Origin of the sequence: Oscillatoria nigro-viridis PCC 7112, from assembly GCF_000317475.1 — a bacterium.
GTDB lineage: Bacteria > Cyanobacteriota > Cyanobacteriia > Cyanobacteriales > Microcoleaceae > Microcoleus > Microcoleus nigroviridis.
Genome location: NC_019729.1, coordinates 6,612,170 through 6,634,269 on the forward strand (window position 1 = coordinate 6,612,170; position 22,100 = coordinate 6,634,269).

The 22,100-nt window shown below is 45.0% G+C and carries 14 protein-coding genes and 2 pseudogenes; 9 read left to right on the forward strand and 7 right to left on the reverse strand.

From position 1 onward, the window contains the following. Nucleotides 1-59: 59 nt before the first annotated feature. Nucleotides 60-965: a ribonuclease HI gene (gene rnhA, locus OSC7112_RS27600; protein ID WP_015178974.1), complete on the reverse strand. Its 906-nt coding sequence runs from the start codon at nucleotides 963-965 to the stop codon at nucleotides 60-62. Between the two features lie 81 nt (nucleotides 966-1,046). Between rnhA and OSC7112_RS27605 the strand changes: the two genes are divergently transcribed. The 3 genes from OSC7112_RS27605 (at nucleotide 1,047) to OSC7112_RS27615 (ending at nucleotide 7,606) form a co-directional block, all read left to right on the forward strand. After that, nucleotides 1,047-5,930 (forward strand): CHAT domain-containing protein, encoded by a 4,884-nt coding sequence (locus OSC7112_RS27605; protein WP_015178975.1) that lies wholly within the window; start codon nucleotides 1,047-1,049, stop codon nucleotides 5,928-5,930. 224 nt (nucleotides 5,931-6,154) lie between these two features. Beyond that, on the forward strand, nucleotides 6,155-7,231 hold the full coding sequence (locus tag OSC7112_RS27610; protein ID WP_015178976.1) for an acyltransferase family protein: 1,077 nt from the start codon (nucleotides 6,155-6,157) through the stop codon (nucleotides 7,229-7,231). A 27-nt stretch (nucleotides 7,232-7,258) separates the two neighbouring features. Beyond that, nucleotides 7,259-7,606 carry a hypothetical protein gene (locus OSC7112_RS27615; RefSeq protein WP_015178977.1) on the forward strand — a complete coding sequence of 116 codons (348 nt, stop codon included), beginning with the start codon at nucleotides 7,259-7,261 and terminating at the stop codon, nucleotides 7,604-7,606. Nucleotides 7,607-7,893: 287 nt separating this feature from the next. On the opposite strand, the gene rph is transcribed toward OSC7112_RS27615, so the two are convergent. Next, nucleotides 7,894-8,613, reverse strand: coding sequence for a ribonuclease PH (gene rph, locus OSC7112_RS27620; RefSeq protein WP_015178978.1), 720 nt, complete (start codon nucleotides 8,611-8,613; stop codon nucleotides 7,894-7,896). 137 nt (nucleotides 8,614-8,750) lie between these two features. Next, nucleotides 8,751-9,311: an adenylate kinase family protein gene (locus OSC7112_RS27625; RefSeq protein WP_015178979.1), complete on the reverse strand. Its 561-nt coding sequence runs from the start codon at nucleotides 9,309-9,311 to the stop codon at nucleotides 8,751-8,753. Between the two features lie 354 nt (nucleotides 9,312-9,665). Between OSC7112_RS27625 and OSC7112_RS27630 the strand changes: the two genes are divergently transcribed. Continuing rightward, nucleotides 9,666-10,193, forward strand: coding sequence for a P-loop NTPase family protein (locus OSC7112_RS27630; RefSeq protein WP_015178980.1), 528 nt, complete (start codon nucleotides 9,666-9,668; stop codon nucleotides 10,191-10,193). A gap of 520 nt (nucleotides 10,194-10,713) precedes the next feature. Here OSC7112_RS27630 and OSC7112_RS27635 read toward each other — a convergent pair. Further along, nucleotides 10,714-11,825 (reverse strand): annotated as a pseudogene (locus OSC7112_RS27635) (IS630 family transposase). A gap of 80 nt (nucleotides 11,826-11,905) precedes the next feature. Then, nucleotides 11,906-13,405 (reverse strand): GUN4 domain-containing protein, encoded by a 1,500-nt coding sequence (locus tag OSC7112_RS27640; protein ID WP_041622765.1) that lies wholly within the window; start codon nucleotides 13,403-13,405, stop codon nucleotides 11,906-11,908. Nucleotides 13,406-14,014: 609 nt separating this feature from the next. Between OSC7112_RS27640 and OSC7112_RS27650 the strand changes: the two genes are divergently transcribed. Continuing rightward, nucleotides 14,015-15,466: a hypothetical protein gene (locus tag OSC7112_RS27650; RefSeq protein ID WP_317623922.1), complete on the forward strand. Its 1,452-nt coding sequence runs from the start codon at nucleotides 14,015-14,017 to the stop codon at nucleotides 15,464-15,466. 13 nt (nucleotides 15,467-15,479) lie between these two features. On the opposite strand, the pseudogene OSC7112_RS36285 reads toward OSC7112_RS27650, so the two are convergent. Both OSC7112_RS36285 and OSC7112_RS38690 read right to left on the reverse strand, forming a co-directional pair. Beyond that, nucleotides 15,480-15,620 (reverse strand): annotated as a pseudogene (locus tag OSC7112_RS36285) (transposase); the annotation flags it as partial. A gap of 41 nt (nucleotides 15,621-15,661) precedes the next feature. Next, complete coding sequence (locus tag OSC7112_RS38690; protein WP_190274280.1) at nucleotides 15,662-15,862, reverse strand: hypothetical protein; 201 nt, start codon at nucleotides 15,860-15,862, stop codon at nucleotides 15,662-15,664. Nucleotides 15,863-16,560: 698 nt separating this feature from the next. On the opposite strand from OSC7112_RS38690, the gene OSC7112_RS27655 reads away from it, so the two are divergent. From OSC7112_RS27655 to rimP, 4 genes are all read left to right on the forward strand, one after another. Next, nucleotides 16,561-19,386, forward strand: coding sequence for a hybrid sensor histidine kinase/response regulator (locus OSC7112_RS27655; RefSeq protein WP_015178984.1), 2,826 nt, complete (start codon nucleotides 16,561-16,563; stop codon nucleotides 19,384-19,386). 11 nt (nucleotides 19,387-19,397) lie between these two features. Next, nucleotides 19,398-20,774 (forward strand): hybrid sensor histidine kinase/response regulator, encoded by a 1,377-nt coding sequence (locus OSC7112_RS27660; RefSeq protein WP_015178985.1) that lies wholly within the window; start codon nucleotides 19,398-19,400, stop codon nucleotides 20,772-20,774. 71 nt (nucleotides 20,775-20,845) lie between these two features. After that, complete coding sequence (locus tag OSC7112_RS42230; RefSeq protein WP_015178986.1) at nucleotides 20,846-20,995, forward strand: ubiquitin family protein; 150 nt, start codon at nucleotides 20,846-20,848, stop codon at nucleotides 20,993-20,995. Nucleotides 20,996-21,477: 482 nt separating this feature from the next. Continuing rightward, nucleotides 21,478-21,945 carry a ribosome maturation factor RimP gene (rimP, locus tag OSC7112_RS27670; RefSeq protein WP_015178987.1) on the forward strand — a complete coding sequence of 156 codons (468 nt, stop codon included), beginning with the start codon at nucleotides 21,478-21,480 and terminating at the stop codon, nucleotides 21,943-21,945. Nucleotides 21,946-22,100 lie beyond the last annotated feature (155 nt).

Sequence of the window (22,100 nt, forward strand, 5' to 3'; positions counted from 1 at the left end):
TGCTTTGAGACAGTCATTAGTCATCAGTTATTAATCAACCAATAACTCATGACCAACCACTAATCAGTTGTACTAACGTGGTCGATTCTCTCTAATTGCCAGAGAATTTGGTTGCCTTCGCGGCGCACCCGCGAAACTACCCAATTTCGCCACACCCAATTGTCTCCGCGACTGGTGACAGCGCTGGCATTTACATCCATCAAATCAGCCAGTTCAGAACTGGTAATCAAGTAGCCTTTCGTCGCAACCTCGTCGGCGATGTGCAACGTTTCGATCAGATTGCGGAGGTCCTGAACCCTCACCTCGCGGGGCAAGTTCTCCAGGGTATCGGCAGTTGAATCCATCATGGTAGAGTTGGAGATCGGAAGGTCAGAAGTTATGACATAGGATTCTATCGTTTTGTTACCAGTTGTGTCCGTTTCTTCCCAAACAATTGTGTTGTCAAAGTGTAGGGGCGGTGCCCCCGTCCCCGCCCCGGCCTCGTCTCCCGTTGGTTTCTGCTGTTGCAGTTCGGGAGTGAGATTGCGGGAGAAGCTGCGGGCGATTTCATCGCATCTGTCGTTGTAGAAGTCGCCGGAGTGGCCGCGGACGTGTTCCCACTTGATTTGTCGGGAATTCAGCTTGTCTAGCAGATGCCAGAGGTCTTGGTTGACAACCTCTTTGCCCGTTGAGGTTTTCCAGCCTTTATTTTTCCAGCCTTGAATCCATTTAGTGATGCCGTTTTTAACGTATTCGCTGTCGGTGTAAACCGTGACTGGTTCGCTTTGACCGGAATTGGCAAAAAATTCCAGCGCCGCGACTGCAGCCTGCATTTCCATGCGGTTGTTAGTAGTTTGGGGGTCTCCACCTCCGAGTTCGTGACAGTTGCCGTCGGCGAAACAAACTACTGCACCCCAGCCGCCTGGGCCCGGGTTGCCGGAACAAGCGCCGTCTGTGTAGAGGCTTTTGATTTTGGGAGTTGTCATGAGCGAATTAATTTGTTATTTACAGGTAAGTTGTTTGCAAGTGCGATAATTAAGGCAATTGCGATAGTTTTACTTGCTGCTATGAAAAATGCCAACTTAAAGATTAAAAAGGTTGCGCTATTTATTTGTCCGTTTTCTTTGTTAATTTTTAATACTTTCGCGCAAGCACAGCCCATAGTGCCTGCTGCTGACGGTACGGGTACTGTTGTCACTCCCAGCGGCAACCGCTATGATATCAACGGCGGCAGTTTGTCGGGAGACGGCGCGAATCTTTTTCACAGTTTTGGGCAGTTTGGCTTGAATGAAGGTCAAATTGCTAATTTTCTGACTAATTCGGCTATTCAGAATATATTAGCTCGAATTGCTGGCGGGGAGGCTTCGTTAATTAACGGTTTAATTACTGTCACGGGCGGCAATTCTAATCTGTTTCTAATTAATCCTGCGGGGATTGTGTTTGGCCCGAACGCGAGTTTGAATGTGCCGGCGGCTTTTACTGCAACTACTGCTACTGGTGTCGGTTTTGGTTCAAATTGGTTTAATGCTGCGGGTACAAATAATTTTAGCGCCTTGGTTGGTACGCCAAATGCTTTTTATTTTGGTGCGGGTGTACCGGGAAGTATTGTTAATGCTGGCAATTTGGCTGTGACTCCGGGGCAAAATTTGGCTTTGCTTGGCGGTACGGTTGTCAGTACCGGGCAGTTGTCGGCTGCGGGCGGGCAAATTACTGTTGCTGCTGTTGGGGGAGATAATGTTATCCGCATTAGTCAACCGGGGCATTTGTTGAGTTTGGAAATAGCAACTGGCGGAAATTTTGGCAATTTTCAACAGACTTTGAATCCTGTTTCTTTGCCGCAGTTGCTGACAGGTACTGGGCAAAATCAGGCGGCGGGTGTTGCGGTTGCCGATGACGGTTCTGTTCGGCTTGTGGGTTCTGGTTTGCAGGTGAATTCTGGGGATGTGGCGATTGCTGCTAATGTGTCTGGGCTGCCGCAGTTGAATGCGGGAAGTGCGAATTTACGGGCTGCGGAAAATCTCACGTTAGCGGGCGCTAGGCTGCAAACTGCGGGGGATTTGACTTTGCTGGGCCGGGATGCGGTGCGGGTCAGGGACAGCGCCCAGAATCCTTTTTTGGCAAAGGCTGGGGGGAATTTATACATTCAGGCCGATCGCACTATTGATATTCTGACTCAAAATGCGATCGGCGGCTTGTCTCTTCCCCCGCAATTCCAAAGCGGCGGCAATTTGAGTTTGGTTAGCAACGGCGTTATTTCGGGGGATTCTCACTTTGTTTCTGGTGGCAATTTTTCGATTCGCAATTTGTCGGGAATGCCGGGAAACTTTGTCAGTTTATTTGACCCGATTATCAGTTCAGAAGCAGATGTTTTCTTGGGAGATTATACCGGAGTTTCGCTGAAAGTCGAGGCGAAGGGGAGCATTGTTGCCGAAGATATTACAATTACCGGCCCCGATATTGCATTGGGTACGGAAAATGTGAGTGGCGATCCAGATATTGCTATTTTAACCAGAAGTCCGGCCTTAATTCTGCGGGCGGGAGTGGCAAATCTGCTAAATCCTGTTAGTAACAGTTTAGGTGAAAATTCAATATTTACAAGTCCACTTTTATCAAGCAATTTGATTTCGGTTGAAAATATTTCTGCAGCCGGGCCCGTGATTTTATCAGCGCCGGGAAGTATCGCAACTAGAGATATTAATGGCGGTGAAATTAGTCTCGAAAGTAGGGAAGCAGGAGTGCTAGCTGGGGGCAGATTAACGTCTAGTTCTACAATTAATATTCAAGCTAATGACAATATTATATTGACAAGTGACATTTCTCGTGCTGATATCAACGGCAGTATTAGTCTGAATACTGTTCGAGGTAATATAGTAACAGGGTCGATCGATACTGGGACTTCGGGGGCGATCGAACTCAGAGCTTTTGGCAATGTGAATTTTGGGACTTTGCAGGGATCTAATGTTGATATTACCAGTAACTCCGGGGCAGTGGGAGTGTTGACCGATCCCAATACCATCGTGCCTAATACTACACCAGTCAATATCACAGCAACTGAAAATATCAATTTGACAGCTTTTAGGGACTTAACGGTAGGCAATCTCACCGCTGCGACTGTCAGTGCTAGCAGCAGCAATGGGCGTGTTAATACGGGTGCGATCGCTACTACCGGAGATGTCAGAATTTTAGCCGGACAGCAAATCAACACAGGGGCAATAACTGTTAATCCTGCCGCCACAAATCCAGTTAATCCCGTTATCCCTACAGTCAATCTGGACGCCCTAACTAATATTAGCGTTGATGCCATCAATGCTCCGGCGGCTACGATTGCTTTGAGAGCAACCAGCAACTTAAATGCAGGGAGTTTGCTGGGGAGATCGGTCGATCTCAAGAGCGATCGGGGAAATATTGCGATCGGCAATACTACATCTATTGGGAATATTAATATAATAGGTTCGGTCAATGTAAATTCAGGGGATTTGCGGGGAGCAAGAGTTAATGTAAATAGCAATTCGGGAAGTATTGGTATTGGACGCGCTACAGCAACACAAAATCCTGTCAATTTAACAGCGCCGCTCGATGTGAATTCAGGGGATTTGCGGGGCGTGGGAGCTAATGTAAATAGCAGCTCGGGAAGGATTAATATTGGCAATACCGACGCCACAACAGGAAATGTCAATTTAACAGCGCCGCTCGATGTGAATTCAGGGGATTTGCGGGGAGTTGCAGTTGATGTCACTAGCAGCAGGGGAACTGTCAGCACTGGTAATATAAGTGCTGCCGAAAGTGTGGGAATTTTAGCGGGGAACGAAATCGCAATTGGGCGAATAAATGTTAATCCTGTTGTTAGTGCCGATCGCACTTCTACAGTAAATCTTAACGCTCAAAATGATATTGGTGTTGCATCGATCGAGGCTCCGGGCGGTAATGTTGAGATCGCAACTCCGGGTTTAGTTCGAGTGACGGGTACTTTTGACCAAAACGGCACTCCTGTTAGCATCTCGACTCTTGGCGACACTCAACCCGGTAAAGTTACGATCCGCCACGGCGGGGGCGATGTGAATCCGCCGACGGCTTTTTCGGTGGGAGATGCGACGACTAACGGTACTGCTGGGGCGATCGCCAGTAATGGTGTGGGTACGATTGCTCGGGGGCAATCTTTTATCAATTCTTACACTCAAGGCAATAGTGCGATCGTCACTACCAACCAACCCACTAATCCCGACAATCCGAATAATCCCCTCAATCCCGACAATCCGAATAATCCCCTCAATCCCGACAATCCGAATAATCCCATCAATCCCGACAATCCGAATAATCCCCTCAATCCCGACAATCCGAATAATCCCCTCAATCCCGACAATCCCCTCAATCCCCTCAATCCCGACAATCCCCTCAATCCCCTCAATCCCGACAATCCGAATAATCCCCTCAATCCCATCAATCCGAATAATCCCATAAATCCCAATAACCCCAATTCGCCCCCAATATCACCAAGGGATAGATTTCCATTAGATCGAGGGCGATTGCTTTTCCCCGATCCCAACCAACCCTTTAGCCGCCAACAGCGACAGAACCAAAATAGAATATCGCGAGATATAGGAAAACCCGGAGACAGGATGCCGCCCGAAAGAATGCAATTTCCCAGAGGACTCAGAAATTTCATCGATTCAAAAATCAGAGATTCTGTTATTCAGCCGGCATTTCGCGGCGACATCGGCAGGAATTTGGAGGCAGGCAAAATATCGGCAGCTTTGTCTCTGCTGGACAAATCTTTCAGCCAAGAATTCGGGGAATATTTCGGTCTCAACCTCAGAGACGAACTGATATCTCCAGACGAAATTAAAATAAAATTAGCATCCGTGGGGCAAGAAACTGTCACGAAACCCAGCTTAATTTATCTGTTCTCGCAACCGGAAAAATTAAATTTAATGCTAATAACTTCTTGCGGTGAAGTTGTTCACAAAAGCGTGCCGGCCGCGAACCGGGAAGCACTGCTGAAAGTTGTAACTCAGTTCAGGGATGAGATTACCAAACCGGGGGTGCGGGCTACTACAAGTTATCTACCATCTTCGCAACAGCTTTATAAGTGGATGATTGCGCCTTTAGAGGACAGTTTGAAAAAGTGCGGAACTGATACTATTTCCTTTGTTGTCGATCGGGGTTTGAGAGGTATGCCCTTTGCTGCTTTGCACGACGGACAACAATTTTTGGTGGAAAAGTACAATCTCAGCCTGATGCCCAGCATTAATTTAACAGATACTCGCTACGTAGATATCAGAAATTCTCAAGTTTTAGCAATGGGTGCCTCGGAATTTTCCGAGTTGAATCCTTTACCTGCGGTTCCTGCTGAAATAGCTGCTATTTCCAGAGAGTGGCCGGGAGTTAGTTTTCTGAATGAGGGTTTCACTTTGGATAATTTGAAGCGACAGCATCAAAGCCGACCTTTTGGCATTATTCACTTAGCTACTCACGGCGAATTTCGACCTGGAGTACCGAATAATTCTTTTATTCAGTTGTGGAATAGTCGGCTGCGACTGGATCAATTGCGGGATTTGAGATTGAACGATCCGCAGGTGAATCTGTTAGTTTTAAGTGCTTGTCGGACTGCGGTGGGAGATGCACAGGCGGAGTTGGGTTTTGGGGGGTTGGCGCTGCAAGCGGGGGTGCAAACGGCTTTGGGGAGTTTGTGGTACGTGAGTGATGAAGGTACTTTGGGATTGATGAGTGAGTTTTACCAGCAGTTGAAGACGGCGCGAATTAAGGGGGCGGCGCTGCGACAAGCGCAAATTGCGATGTTGCGGGGAGATGTGCGTTTGGAGGGGGGAAGATTGCGGGGTTCGAGTCGGGGTGAGGGGGTGGAGTTGCCGGCTTCGCTGCAAGGGTTTGCGGATTTAAAGTTGTCGCATCCTTATTATTGGTCGGCTTTTGTGATGATTGGGAGTCCTTGGTAAAGCAGGATTAAAAATTAATGTAAGGTATAAATTCGCACCTGACTATCATACTTAATTAATTGACAATATTTGGGAAGTAAAGTAGGATGGAAAATCATATATTTAATTCTAATAGATTAGATGCACAATGACAATTCAGAAAGTAATGAAGGCCTCATAAGTACATGAGTTAAATTAAATAAACTAAACGAAAGATATTCTGTAGTGTGAGAATTGAGGGAAAAATGAGTGACCTAGCGCAACAAAAATTAAGTAGCAGTCGAATTTCTTGGATTGACAACTTAAGAGCTTTTGGTATTTTATCGATCGTATTGGTGCATACAGGGCGTCTAGATAGTGGACTTGATTTATATGCAGCTTCATTTTTTATGCCTTTATTTTTCTTGATTTCTGGATTTTTTGTCAAAGAATCTATTCGACAAGAGAAATTTATTGAATTTGTAAAAATCAAGGCTCAACGGCTACTAATTCCTTATTTAAGCTTTGGCATTTTTAGCTACATAATGTGGTTTTTCATAATAGGGAAAATCAAGAAAGATGCGCTGCCGATTAATCCAATAGTACATTTTTTAACTAATATTATATACGGAGTCGGGGGTTGGGGATGGCTAGATTTTAATATTACGCTCTGGTTCTTTCCCTGTTTGTTTGTCACGGAATTACTCTTCTTTTTCCTAATTCGTTTACCCTCTCGTAAAAGCCTAGGAGTTGCCCTGTTTAGTTTATCTGTTATTGGCTACTTTTTCTTTAAAGTGGTCGATATCCAAAAATTTAGACTGCCATTTGGCATTGACATTGCCTTAACAGCGGTAGTTTTCTATGGCCTAGGCTACTTAGTTAAACCTTATGTTTTGAATGATAGCTTTAAAGTGTGGTATCAGTGGCCACTTTTGCTACTGGGAACGTTAGCTTATATCGTGTTTTCAAATCTCAATCAGCAAAGTGCTTTTATTATTGGAAATTTTGGTAATAACTATTTCTTTTTTTACTTGGCAGCACTGTCTGGAATATTATTTTGGGCACAGATTTCTCGATTGATTAAGCCGAATAAGCTGTTAACAGAAATCGGTAAAAATACTCTGGTTATTTTTCCGCTGCATCTGTTGCTATTTCCATTTTTTACAGGTGTTTTAGTCTATGTATTTAAAGTACCTAAAAGTTCCCTAGAACACTCCAATATTGTTGCGTTAGCTTACACTATATTATCTGCATTGATCCTGATTCCGATCGCTTGGGGTTTGAATCGCTATGTGCCATTTTTACTGGGCTACAACCGTCAAAAAAAAAGTATCAACCAGTGAATTACCGCACTTATGCTGAGGGCATTTATGCTGAAAGTAATAAAAGAAAGGGTGGAAGTAATCAAGAAATTCCTAACAATCTTGGCGGTTGCTATAGTATGGGATGTGGTCAAGCTCAGGCAAGATTTTGCTGGGGTTTTACTGATTTTATCGGGAAAGGTCGATCGCCCGCAAGCCAGCAAGTTCTCAGTGCGATCGGCCTTTTCACTATTTTTTATGCCGAGTCCGCCACCACACGATCGCTTGATATCGTTTCCGGTTGCACCGGAATTATTATATAGAGGACACGGCGCCGTGCCAATTTGTGTCAACAAACACGTCAAACCCTCAGTCCGCAAGGGATTTAAACCCCTGCCGGTATTTGGGATTAAGTGATATTTGGGATTAAGTTGACACCAATCAATAGCCATTGACGTGTCCCTAAAAGGGCTTACTGTCGCGCTTGCACCAAAGAAATCCGGTTTTTACCAAATCTACTGAGGATCGCGAATTAAATAACTTACAATTTTAATTGTTATTGTGGGATGGGCGTCCCGCCCGTCCTTTTTGAACGGGCGGGACGCCCATCCCACTTTCAAGAGTGGAAGTTATTTAATTCTCATTCCTGACTGAAACGAAGTATTATCGTAAAAACCGGGTTTTTTGACTCCCATGCGTAAGTCCTACTCAACTAAAGCTTGCCGCTGAGCCTCCAACAATTCCTGAATCCCTATTTCTGCCACATCCAAAATTTGATTTAACTGACTCCTACTGAAACTTCCTTCTTCTGCAGTTCCCTGAATTTCGATGATATTCAAATCTCCATTCATCACCACATTACAATCAATTTCCGCCGCCACATCTTCCACATAATTCAAATCTAAAAACGGCTCGCCTTCCAAAAGTCCCACAGACACGGCCGCCACTTGGCGAATCAAGGGCGATCGCACTAAATCACCTTTTTGCACCAACTTGTTCAAAGCATCAGCCACAGCCACAAACCCGCCAGTAATTGAAGTCGTGCGAGTCCCCGCGTCCGCTTGCAAAACATCCGCATCGACAAGTATTGTGCGTTCTCCCAATAGTTGCATATCCAAGCACGATCGCAAACTGCGCCCAATCAACCGCTGAATCTCTTGAGTCCGTCCCGATAATTTCATAAATTCCCGCTCTTGTCGCTGCGGCGTAGATCCCGGCAACATTCGGTATTCCGCTGTCAGCCAACCTTGTCCGGTATTCTCCAGAAATCTCGGCACTCCCGGCTTGATTGTAACGCTGCAAAGTACCTGAGTATCGCCACTTTTTGCGAGCACGGAACCGCTAGCAAATTTGGTAAACTCTCGATCGAAACTAATCGGACGAAGTTGATTTGGTTGTCTGCCGTCGGGACGCTGGAAAGACATAAGATTTAGGTGATTCGTAATGGGTAATTGGGAATTAAAAATTGGGAAGTGAGCATTAATATTCCGGCTTTTTGTGATTCGTTACATATCCAGTCATTCAATCTAAAATCTAAAATCTAAAATCTAAAATGATCTGACTATTTGACCTTAGCCTCGAGCAATTTGAGAAGATCCTGCTGGACTTGTTCAGGCGATTGGTCGCCATTGACAGTTAACAATTTGTTGCGGTATTCGTAATACTCTAAAAGAGGAATAGTGCGTTCGTGGAACAAATCGAGCCGGCGCTGTAAAATTTCAGGGTGGTCATCCGATCGATCCCGTTCGATCGACCTGCTCCGCAAAACCTCGATCGGCACTTTCAACCAAATCGCCCAATCTAGCTCCTGCGCCAAATCGTCCAGCAAAAAATCCAACTCCTCAGCTTGAAAAGCCGTTCGCGGATATCCCTCCAATACCCAGCCATTAAAGACATCCCACAGCAGCAGCCGGCGGCCGATAAATCGAATCAAAATTTCATCGGGAACTAGCTCCCCTTTTTCCACATAAGACACCGCCAACTTGCCCAAGTCTGTTTCACCGGCGATTTCCGCGCGGAGAATGTCCCCTACTGCAAGCAAAGGAATGCTCACTTTGCTGCACAGTTTTTCAGCTTGCGTTCCCTTCCCCGCTCCTGGCCCTCCCAGAATCACCAATCTCACAGTCCTTGCTCCTAGTGCCGCGACATTCAAATTCTACGCGATGTGTACCTTCACTTAACAGTCCTGGACTTTCCAAGACTCTCATCGCTTTGCTTTTTCACCGTCTAACTATCTAACTGGGGCGCTCCCCGCCGTATTTTAGTAAAAAACCCCGTTTCTGCGTAAGTGCTAATTGAGTTCAAAAATCGAACAAAAGACTGCGAATGCCACTGCCGCTAGCTTTTGACAACTTGTATATCTAGTGTTCGATCCGATGTGCGCTCGGCCCCGTACACTATATATTGTCAAGCAGGCTTGGGCCGTGTCAAGGTCGGAGCTGCACTCAAGACTTAGTTGCTGATTAAATATTGCCCTATGGTTGCTCAGTTACAAACCCCTAAACTCAATTTAACCCACAGCTTGCCCTACACAGTTCAAGGGCTGGTGCAAGTTTTTACAGCCCCGCACCGCTGCTTTTTTACCAGTGTCATGGCTCAAGCCCTCAGAATTGCAGGACAGGGATCTCCCGTGCTAGCGGTGCAGTTCCTCAAAGGGGGAATTAATCAAGGGCATCAGCATCCGGTGCGGCTGGGGCAAAATTTAGATTGGGTGCGCTGCGATTTGTCACGCTGCATTGAGAATGCCGATTTAGATGAGCTGGAGACGCGATCGATCGAACAATTGTGGGAGTATGTTCAAAAGGCGGTGCGCGAAGGTCGTTATTCCTTAGTTATTCTCGATGAATTGAGTTTAGCGGTTAATTTGGGCTTGATTCCCGAAGCCGAAGTGGTGGCATTGATTGACAGCAAGCCCCATCATTTGGATATGATTTTTACCGGGCCATCCATGCCCCAAAGAATTTTGGATGTTGCCGACCAAATTACTGAAATTCGCCGCAGTTAAGGACAATGATTCAAGTTGCGATCGCCTTTGTAGCGGTCGCATTTTTTATGTAAAAAAACAGTATCTAAAAAAAGAGGCGATCGCTGAGATCGAAGAGCGATTCCCTACCCTACCCTACGGGAACCCCTACGGGGAACGGGAACCCCTGCGGGGAAAGGGATAGCTGCGCTTCACGCACGCCGATCGATTTACCAGCGACGTTACGCTTGAACTACCGGATCGAACACAACACTCAATCGATCCGCCGGCACCATCCCCTTGATAATTTTCAAGTGACCCTCTGCATCAGACAAACTGCGAAACTCACCCACAACCACCTTTGCCAGATTTGGAAGCGAAGGGATTGTGATTGTATCTTATTTTTCGCTTTTTTTAGAGCTAATTTCTACATAACAGATGATTAAACTCAAAATTTGTTAACTCTTTAATTCCCCACTCAAAACTCTTTCATGACTAACACTTCGACTTCGCTTCGGGTGCAGCCTGAGTAATAAATTCTGCCTTCTAAGCTGTTCGACATCTAAACAGCATTAACCAAGTTACCTTTATTTTTTATTTTTCGGTTCCATTTCATAATTAGTCCTCCTTCGTTTAAAAGTTTATGTAACAGTGATTCTAGTTTTTCAATGGATTCAAATAATCTATTAGCAACATATTCCTTGGCAGAATGCCATACTAATTCAACTAGGTTATAGTCAGGGCTATATTTGGGCAAAAACTCTATGATTAGATTCGGCATTTCTGACGCTATTTTCTGCAAAGTCTCGGCTTTTTTATGAAAACTAGCGTTGTCCAAAATTATCACAAACTTACAGCCCTTATCTTTAAAGTCTTCGGCTAAATTTCCTTGCAATATCCACTCGGCTTTTAAATCTTCATAAAAATTTTTTAGCACTGCATAAAAATTAGCAGAATTCCCAGATGGAATAAAATCTACCCATCTTTTTTTATCTGAATATCTCACTCCACCCATGACATTAATACGACCTTTTCGTCGCTCTCCTCTTTTTTTACTTCGAGTCCCTTTTTTACACCAGTTCTTCCTTCTGATTACTCTTAAACTAAATCCACTCTCGTCCCAAAACCATACCTGTAAAAGGTTAGGAGATTCTTTTTCTATTTTTAGATATTCAGCTAATTTATCTTTAAATAAACCCCTCTCTACGGTATCTTGTTTATCCTCTAAGCTATATTTTGCCCAAAGGTAAACATACTTTTTTGACTTTAAAATCCTCCTTACTTGAGTGCTACTCAGTTCAATTCCTGTCTTTTTTCCTAAATATATGGCAAGTCTAGCTGTTGTCCATCTCCCGAATTCATAGCCATATTTCTCAGGTTCTACTTCAATTGTCTCTAGAAGTAAATCAATGTATTCTTCTGTGGCTTTTCGGTAGTTACCCTTCATCCTATCATCTTTAAAACTGTCTAAATTCTCAGGATCACCATGAATACTCCAATAAGCAACTTTTCTTAGAGAACATCCAATTAGTTCAGCAGTTTGAGCTTGTGTATTTCCGTTATTTAGTAACAAAAAATTAAGGCTCTTTGCCGAATATCTGGATGCTCATGCTCTTTTAATACTTGTTGAAGATTTTCCTTTGTTTCGGAACTTAGAAAGTTTTTAGCAGGCATTCACTTTTTCTGAATATCATTATGTTATATTATACCAATATGCGTTTTAAATGCACAACAGCTTACCTGATACCTTCCTTCTACAAATCCCGTCGCGACAGCAGAAACCAGATCCCACCCAAACCCAAAACACCGCACAAAACCCCGCCTTCCCACCCAAAAACAGTCCCCCCCGGCAAATGTCCAGGCTTTGCTTTAGAAGTAAAATTCAGCTCCGAATAGTATACCCACTCGCTGTTAACCCGCCAGCCCACTCGATCGCCAAACTTCTCCCAAACTGTAGCATCATAAACACCAGGCTTTCCCCCCAACTTGAGCCACAAACCCTTTTGCACAGAAAAACCGAATCTGCGGTGACTGTGCCGCACCCAAAGTCGATCGATAGTCTGCAAATCCTTAGCTGGAAACTTCCTAATATCTTCCTCGCTCAAATAACCCCGTGAATTTTGCTGCATCACCTCCAGCATTTTCACAGAAGTTTCCTCATCAGCACCACGCCAATTTTTAGCAGCCAGCAGCCTTGCCAAGTGAGAATAATCAATACCTTTTTCGGACTCAAAATTCACAGAAACTAGCAGAGTCTCAGTCACAGGTTGAGTCGGAACCGCAGGACTAATGACCGTTGCCTGCTGGGACTTTTCCAGGACGGGGACAACAACAACAGGAGGTTTTAAAGCATCCAAAACTTCCACAGCCGATTTGTAGCGATTCTTAACATATTCCTGAATCAACTTATCCAAAACCTGACCTAAATCCTCGCTAATTTGTGTTCCTTTTGGCAAAGCCTCCCTCCAAAGCCACCGACCTTCAAGCGGATCGTAAAGGTCATCGTGAATGTCCCCGTAGATATCGAGATAAGGCATAACAGAAGTCAGCAAGCGAATGCAAGTCACCCCCAAACTATAAAGGTCGCTAGCAGGAACAGCCCTACCGTGACGCTGTTCTAGAGCCGCGTAGCCAGGAGTTCCCAACTTCGTTCCAGTTTTAGTCGGAGCAGCAGCTACTACCTGTTTGGAAACCCCAAAATCTATCAGCACTAACTTACTATCGCGAGATCTGCGGATCACATTCTCAGGCTTAATATCGCGGTGAATTACATTTCTGTCGTGAACAAACTTCAATAAAGGCAACAAATCTAACAGCAGTTCGCAAGTTTGAATTTCGCTATAAGCACCGTACTTATCTAACTCATCCTTTAAATTATTCCCATCAATAAACTCTTGGACTAAATACAAGCGCCCATCTTCCTCAAAATAAGAAATTAACTGAGGAATTTGCGGGTGCTTCAGTTCGTATAACCGCCTTGCCTCTTGTTCAAAAAGTCGAACATATTTTTTAAAATGACCCTGCTTTCGCTGAAAATCTTGAGGGGGCGACAACTGTTTTATCACGCACAATTCCTCAAATTTTCCATGATTAACAGCTCGGAAAGTCCTGCCAAATCCCCCGTCGCGCAGCGGTTCAGTTGCTGCATAAAGGTCTTTTAGCAGCAGCTTTGAACCACAATTAAGACAATACTTTGTGCCTGGTGGGTTCTGACGCTTGTCTCTTGGGCAATCGAGATTAAGGCAGTATGTCATATATTAAAAAAAAGCGAACAAAATTATACTCAGGGTTTTATATTATTCAAGAGTCCGATCGCGAGCTGGTTTTTGTAGAGGCGAAACCTCGAACCTTACGGAGGTGGCAGCCACCCTCGCGATCGGAGGGGGCGCTCTCGCCAGACTACCTTTGAGCAAGTATAACTCTCTTGAGGGTTTGACCTCAAACTCGAAGTCCATATCTAACCTTAGACTCCGATCCTTGCAATACATTTGATTTAGCGCTCAAATAGCCCGTAGATCAAACAGAAATAGTAATTTATTACCAGCCCCGTGAGCTCTGCCACGCCAAAAAAACTGAGGATTCCGCCTGAGATATAATTTTATTGCCAGAGAGAAGCACACTAACGGGAGCAACAGCTTCCGTCAACTTCGATCGACCTTAATATTTTACAAGTATAATTTTTTATAGAACCAAGCCTAATCAACAGTCCAAAAATCCCCAACAAACGCACGTTAAAATAAAGACTAGCTTCCGCGAGCGCAATCCGAGCGCGACCAGACACTTAGCCAGTTTTCCCTATTTCCTTTTTTCAGCTATTACCAGTTACATCTAATCCGATCGGTCTACTTAATTAGGAATCGCCAGTGACACCAAAACTACAGCCATCTCCCTATCCAAACTCCCGCATAAAATCACCAAAAGTCCCCTGGTTCGAGCGGTTCATGGCACTGGTTGCCCTAGGAAATTTAAGCCTAGTATTATTTGACCTAACTTACGTACCCTGGCGAGATTTCTACTTCCGGCAACTGCCAGTTATAACTCAAGTATACGACCCATTTAAAGGAATTAAACCCCACCGAGACACCCAGCAATATCTGGAAACCTTAGAAGAATTAAAAAGTCAAGTAGTGCAAACAGGGTTGCCCTCTCCCCAAGTAGCAGCCAAATTGCAGGAAATAAACAATCTGAGCGCGAAAATGATCGACGAAGATCCCTTTCGAGTAGCATCAAAAAGCGGCACCCTAGAAAAAATAAAAGACCGGATGCGCGATCGCGTCCCAAATCCGCAAGACTCCGCTAAACAATCATTCCAAACATTCTGGAACTCTGACTATTTAAACAAACAAGGCTGGCAAAAAGAAATGAAGTGGTTTGACTCCAAAATCAAGCCATTAATCGCCACCAACTATTACCGCGAGATCGGAGAAAACGGCGAATTCACCGATAACTTCTGGCTAATAGACCTGCCATTCATCGCCATATTCGCGATCGAATTTCTAGCCCGTACCTACTCGATCGGCCGCCGCCACCGCAGCGTCACTTGGCGAGCAGCCATGCTCTGGCGATGGTACGACATCTTCCTGCTGCTCCCATTCTGGCGCCTGTTGCGAGTATTACCCGTCACAATTCGCATCCACCAAGCCAAAATGCCGGATCTCCAACCCATACGCACCCAAATCAGCCGAGGTTTCGTCGCCAACTTCGCCCAAGAATTGACCGAAGTTGTAGTAATTCAACTCATCAACCAGATGCAGCAATCAATTACCACAGGCGAACTCGCTCGTCAACTCTTTCAATCCCCAAAACAGCGCTATCTAGACATCAACAATATCAATGAAATAGAAGCGATCGCCACCCATCTCGTCCAAATAACCGTCTACAAAGTCCTTCCCCAACTCCAGCCAGACCTAGAAGCCCTTCTCCGGTACAATATTGAAACCTTCCTCAAACAATCCCCCCTCTATCAAGGATGGAAGCAAGTACCCGGGCTGGGAAACCTGCCCGAACAGCTAGCACAGCAATTAGTTGCAGAACTCTCAAAATTAGCCACCCTCGGCCCCCAAGATGCCTACGAAGCCTTCAAAATCGCCAGCGAAGACCCCATAAGCATCAAACTCTCCAGCCAGCTAGTCCAACATTTCGGGCAAGCTTTAGGAACCGAACTGCAACAGCAGCAAACCTGGCAAGAAATACAACTGCTGCTGTGCGACTTCCTAGAAGAGTTCAAAATCAACTACATTCAGCGGTTGAGCGAAGAAGACTTCGAGAAAATTTTAGAACAAGCCAAAGAACTGCAACGGATAGCCCCGCGTTAGGGCGTGTCATCACTCGGAAGTCCCCAAACCGTTCGGGCAAGTCTCCCCACGCGATGCCCCTCGGTAGCGGTACAACACCGCTTCCACGAACCACCGATTGTAGGCAGACTGTCCCACCCACATCACCTTCACGTCCCCGCAACAAATCTTCGATCCTTTCCCACTGTTAATCCCGTAGGGCATAACGGCGGCTTGTCATGGCGATCGAATCCTTCTAGTCGGCTGTATCTCCTGCAAATGAAACTGGCCGGAATTGTAAAGTTTCATGTGCGATCGGCATTCTCTACGAAAGTCATCGGCAGGGTGGTGCATCACATCTTCAGCGCGGTAGTGAGTTAGACCGCCGTTAGGATTCTCAGCGGGCTGGGGTGTCATGTTTTTAGCGAGAAAGGTCAATCGATTTTAGATTTTAGATTTTAGATTTAAGCATTGACTTGCGCGAGATAAATACGTTCGGCAAGTTTCATCGGATACAGGTTTTTTATTTCTGGACGGATGAATCGGGGGGCTTGTATCCTGGATGCTTGATTGTCAATCGATTTGAGATTTTAGATTTTAGATTTTAGATTTAAGCATTGACTTGCGCGAGATAAATACGTTCGGCAAGTTTCATCGGATACAGGTTTTTTATTTCTGGGTCCTGAGTCTGCTTTCGGAATGAATCGGGGGGCTTGTATCCTGGATGCTTGATTGTCAATTTTTTTAGACGTACATTATATCAATTTTTATGTAATTTTTATGTAATCTTGATGAGATTCTACTTTTTAGAGTCAATCTGTAAAGTAAAGTTAAAAACTACTACAAATAGCTCTAAACCAAGTAATCTATTAGATATGATTGCTAACTGGTTTCCTGAAAGCTAAAAAAAATGACTAATGCTAGGAAAAAATCAGGCGCGTCAGTATCTTTAGTCAGCTATTCTTGCCATTTCAGAGAAAAGACGTAAGTAGCCATGCTTGTTTAAGCAAGTTACTGTCTCAAACTTTTCACTAACTATTATAGATTGCTTGTCAATATATATTTCCTCAGCCTCATTGCACTCAATTCACTGAGATTTTTCCGCCAACTCGTTACCCCAGGAGTAACACCAATCAATGTCACAGACCTCTGCAACCACTTTCCTGTCAAACCGTTCTAAAAAAAAGGTGTCCCTGCGCCTAATATTAGTATTCCCATTCGTTCTACAAATATTTGCCGCTGTCGGGCTGACAGGCTGGCTATCCTTACGCAACGGGCAAAAAGCAGTCAACGAAGTTGCTAGCCAGTTGCGAAGTGAAATTACGGCCCGCATCCAGCAGCAGCTCAACACATACCTAGATACAGCCCCTCGCGTCAATCAACTGAATGCCAATGCCTTTCGACTAGGGTACTTAAATCCCGACGAATTGGAGAGTACGGAGCGCTATTTGTGGGAGCAAATTCAAGCCTTTCCTTCTCTGCCCAACATGGGTTTTGCTAGTAAAACAGGAGAATTCATTGCCATTGAACGCCAAGAGAATGGCAAAGTAGTTTTTAAAATAGCAGACAAAGAGCATCGAAATGAACTTCATATTTATGAATCTGATAGCAAAGGCAATCAAACGAAGCTCTTAACAGTCTCCCGCAACTACAATATACTCAGCCGTTCATGGTATAAAGACAGTGTACGCTTAGGCAAGCCCACATGGAGCGAAATTTTTTCGCTTGTAGGTCAGAAAACGCTCTCGCTTCCTGCCGGTCATCCAGTTTATGACGAAAGTGGCGAGCTGCGCGGGGTATTCGTTGCTAATTTTCTGCTCTCTTTCCTCAGTGACTTCCTGCACAGCTTAAACATCGGTCGATCGGGACAGACATTCATTATGGAACGTTCTGGACTCCTAGTAGCGAGTTCAACTCTCAAAGAAGCATTTATCACCAACAATGACAAGCTCGATCGCCTGAATGCTTTAGATAGCAGAGATGATTTAATTCGGCTGACAACAGCGCATTTAAAAGAACGCTTTGGCAACCTCACTAAAATTAATAGCTCTCAGCAATTAGATTTTACGATCGCCGGTCAGCGGCAATTCCTCCAAGTTATGCCCTTTCAGGATAGCCGAGGATTGGACTGGCTGATCGTCGTCGTAGTTCCTGAAAGCGATTTCATGGATCAAATTAACGCCAATACCCAGACTACCATTTTGTTGTGTTTGGGAGCCTTGGCGCTAGCTACCGTTTTGGGAATCTTAACCGCACGCTGGATTACCAGCCCCATTCTCCGTTTGAGCGCAGCTTCTAGGGCGATCGCCAGTGGCGACTTAGAGAAAAATGTGCAGGTAAAAGGCGTAGAAGAACTAGAAGTTCTGGGCCAGGCTTTCAACCTTATGGCCCAGCAGTTGCGCGAATCCTTTGAGGCGCTAGCCAAGACCAATTCCGAGCTAGAAATTAGAGTAGAAGAACGCACCGCCGAACTCACCGAAGCCAAACAAATCGCCGATACTGCCAACCAAGCTAAAAGTGAATTTTTAGCGAATATGAGTCACGAATTGAGAACGCCACTCAATGGAATTTTAGGATACGCTCAAATCCTAGAACGCTCAAAAACGATGGCTCCGAAGGAACTCCAAGGCATCAGTATTATTCACCAGTGTGGCTCCCACCTGCTAACCCTGATCGATGACATCTTAGACCTCGCTAAAATTGAAGCTCAGAAATTGGAACTCTACGCGAAAGATTTCCATTTTCCTTCCTTTTTGCAGGGAGTCGCGGAAATCTGCCGCATCCGAGCCGAACAAAAAGGAATTGCTTTTGTTTATCAACCCAGTTCGGAAATTCCTGCTGGCATCTACGCTGACGAGAAACGCTTGCGACAGGTACTAATTAACTTACTGAGCAATGCAATTAAGTTTACCGACTCGGGACGAGTGACTTTTAAGATAGAACATCTGGAAAAGCAGACAGGTGAAAAGGTACAAAGCAATGACCAAAAGCCAGCCTCACCAATTCACAAAATTCGGTTTCAAATAGAAGATACTGGCGTTGGTATGACACCAGAACAATTAGAAAAAATATTTTTGCCTTTTGAACAGGTAGGAGACAGCAATCGTCAGGCGGAAGGCACCGGACTCGGTTTAACAATTAGCCAGAAAATTGTCGAAATGATGGGTAGTACAATTCAAGTAAAAAGTCAGTCACGAGTCGGCAGTGTTTTTTGGCTGGATTTGGAATTACCGGAAGCGGCAGACTGGGCAAATACAGCCACGATTGCCAAGCAAAGAAAGCTGGTTGGCTACCAAGGTAGAAAGCAGAAAGTTTTGGTTGTGGATGACAAATGGGAAAACCTCTCGGTCATTGTCAATCTGCTGGAACCCATCGGCTTTGAAGTAACCGAAGCTAAAAACGGTCAAGAAGGTTTAGAAAAAGTAGAAGAGTTTAAGTTCGATTTGATTATCACTGACTTAGTGATGCCAGTGTTAGATGGCTTTGAGATGATGCGCCGTATCCGAAATTTGTCACACTATAAAGACGTGGCAATCATTGCTTCATCGGCCAGTGTATTTGCTACCGACCAACATAAAAGCTTGGAGGGGGGAGCAAACGATTTTCTCGGTAAGCCAGTGCAGGCAGAAGAGCTATTTGAGATGTTGCAAAAGTATTTAAAACTTGAATGGATATATGAGGAACGAAAAAATGAACAAATCAACACTATTCCCTTTTCCTCCGATCCTCAATCACTTTCTGAATCTACCTCTGTAGTGGCTCCCCCGCCCGGAGAAATTGAACTCCTACTTGAACTGGCGATGAGAGGCAACGTGAAAGGAATTGTGAAGCGCAGTGAACACCTAGAGAAATTGGATCAAAAATTTGTGCCCTTTGCTGTTGAGCTGCGCCAGTTAGCCCAAGGCTATCAGGTCAAAAAAATCAAAGAGTTTATTACATCCCACAGAATAGAAAAAGAATGAAGGCAGCAAATATGGAAACAAGTACCATCTTAATCGTCGATGACAATCCTAGCAATCTGGACGTGCTTTCTGAAGCTTTAGCGGGTTTTGGATGGGAGATTTTGGTAGCAACTGATGGCGAAACTGCCATCGAACAGGCTGAATATACTCAGCCTGATTTGATTCTTTTAGATGTGATGATGCCAGGAATTGACGGGTTTGAAACCTGCCACCGCCTGAAGGCAAGTCCGTTGACAAACGAAATTTCGGTAATTTTTATGACGGCTCTTTCTGACATAGGAGATAAGGTCAAAGGCTTTAATCTAGGGGCTGTAGATTACATTACTAAACCCTTTGAACAAAAGGAGGTGTTAGCTCGAGTCAACCTCCATTTAAAGCTGCGTGCTTTGACTAAAACTCTCGCCGACCAAAATCTGCTTCTCAAACGGGAAATTGAAGACAGACTCGCAGCAGAAGCAGCGTTACATCAGCTCGCGCAGGAGTTAGAAAAACGGGTGGAAGAACGAACGGCTGAACTTTCTCAAGCTTTGGATAATCTTAAAAAAGCTCAAGTGCAAATCGTTCAAAGTGAAAAGATGGCTTGCCTTGGTCAACTTGTAGCTGGGGTGGCTCACGAAATTAACAATCCAGTTAGTTTTATCTCCAATAATATCCCTATTGCCAAGGAATATATTGCCGATTTGATCGAGATGACTCGGCTTTGCCAGGACAACATTACTTCGACATCAGAATTTGAGGATAAGTCCCAGGAGATTGAGTTAGATTTTATTGTTGAAGATTTGCCAAAAATTATTGATTCAATGGCGGTCGGAACAGAGCGACTGTACAATCTTTCTATGTCACTGCGTAATTTCTCTCGGTTGGATACATCGGCACTAACGCCAGTGAATATTCACGATGGGCTAGATAGTACCTTATTAATTTTAGGGCATCGACTGAAATCTAAAGGAAGTTTCCCAGGAATTGCAGTGATTAAAGAGTATGGGGAATTGCCGCTAGTAGAGTGTTATCCGGGGCAACTCAATCAGGTGTTTATGAATATATTGGCGAATGGAATTGATGCTTTAGAAGAGTCTACGATTAGTTGTCCGCTGTGCGGGGAAAAGAAACAGAGCAATGACACTCCACAGATTCGGATCTGCACTGAAATGCTTCAGGATGACAGAGTGGTGATTCGGATTGCTGATAATGGGGTTGGCATAACTCAGGAAGTAATGCAGCATTTATTCACGCCAATGTTTACTACCAAATCAGTAGGTAAAGGGACAGGTTTAGGTTTGTCTATTAGCCGTGAGATCGTAGAACAAAAACATGGTGGTAAGCTGACCTGCATTTCCTCGCCAGAATGGGGGGTAGAGTTTGTAATTGAGCTTCCTATTCAGCATTAGTAAGGGGGATTTTTTATGGTGAATCTTAGTTTTGCTGTTTTGTCAATATACCGTCGATCGTGCGATCGCCCATGTCTAATCTACCAATCACCATTACTGTCAAACTCTTGGCCGCCTATCAAGAAGCAGAGGGCTTGTCCGAACTGAAATTAGAATTTCCCAAAGAAACTCCCCTATCGCAAGTCCTAGAACGCCTGAGTGCCGATCGCCAACAGTTCTAGGGGCGCCCCACCAGCTTCGGTATCAACCAGGAATTTGCCCTCACCCCACTCCAAAACGGTGATGAAGTCGTCCTCCTTCCCTCTGTCAGCTCCCCTTGTGCCCTCGGACAGTCCGCCGAGGGCGATCGGTTTGTCACCGGACGGGCGATCGAGCTAAACTGAGAACAGAGGCCTCGCTTCGATCGGAAGAAGTCCTCAAACTTCTTGGAAGAAATTGTTTTACCTAGGAGTGGGTCAACCCCACTTTTTTTGTTGCATTAGTCGCAGGAAAAGAGCTCAGGGCGTCTGACTTGCAAGTTGAGGACTGATTTAGTAGGGGTACCCCCCCCGCTTGAGATCCCTGCTGGGATGTTGGGTAAGTCCCAAAGTTGAAGACGAAAGTCGCAGCCACCTAATCAAACCACCTCAAAGCCAAGCAATCTCAACACCAAATTTTTCCTTGCCCGTGTCCGAGTTTAGGAGTTTTAACTTAAGTATTCGATATGACTCATCCTCTAATCCCACAAATCATTGACTTAGCTACCCCCGTTGCGGAAACACTGGGATTGGAAGTAGTGGGAGCAGTGTTTCACACCAACCAAAATCCTCCCGTCTTGCGGGTAGACATCCGCAACCTCCAACAAGACACTGGTTTAGCCGACTGCGAGCGCATGAGTACAGCCCTCGATGCCGAGTTAGATGCAGCCGACATCATACCCGATGCCTACGTGCTAGAGATTTCCAGTCCGGGAATATCCCGATTGCTCAGCAGCGATCGAGAATTCATTACCTTTAAAGGTTTCCCCGTGACAGCCAAAACCACCGAACCGGACTCGCGAATCAAAGAGTGGAAAGGACTACTCCTGGGCCGGGATGAAACAGCGGTTTATCTCAATCAAAAAGGGCGACAGGTAAAAATTCCCCGCCCTCAGATTGTCAAAGTTGAACTAGACGAAGGAAAGGAGATGTAAAGGGAAATTTTGAGTTTTGAGTTTTGAGTTTTGAGTTTTGAGATTGCCTCGCAGCAAGCTGAAAACGCTTGGCTGCGAGTTAATTTTTAACAAGCACATCTGTAGCAGCGGGTTGAATAGGAACAACAAATAAATTGTTACAGCACCTAGCTTCC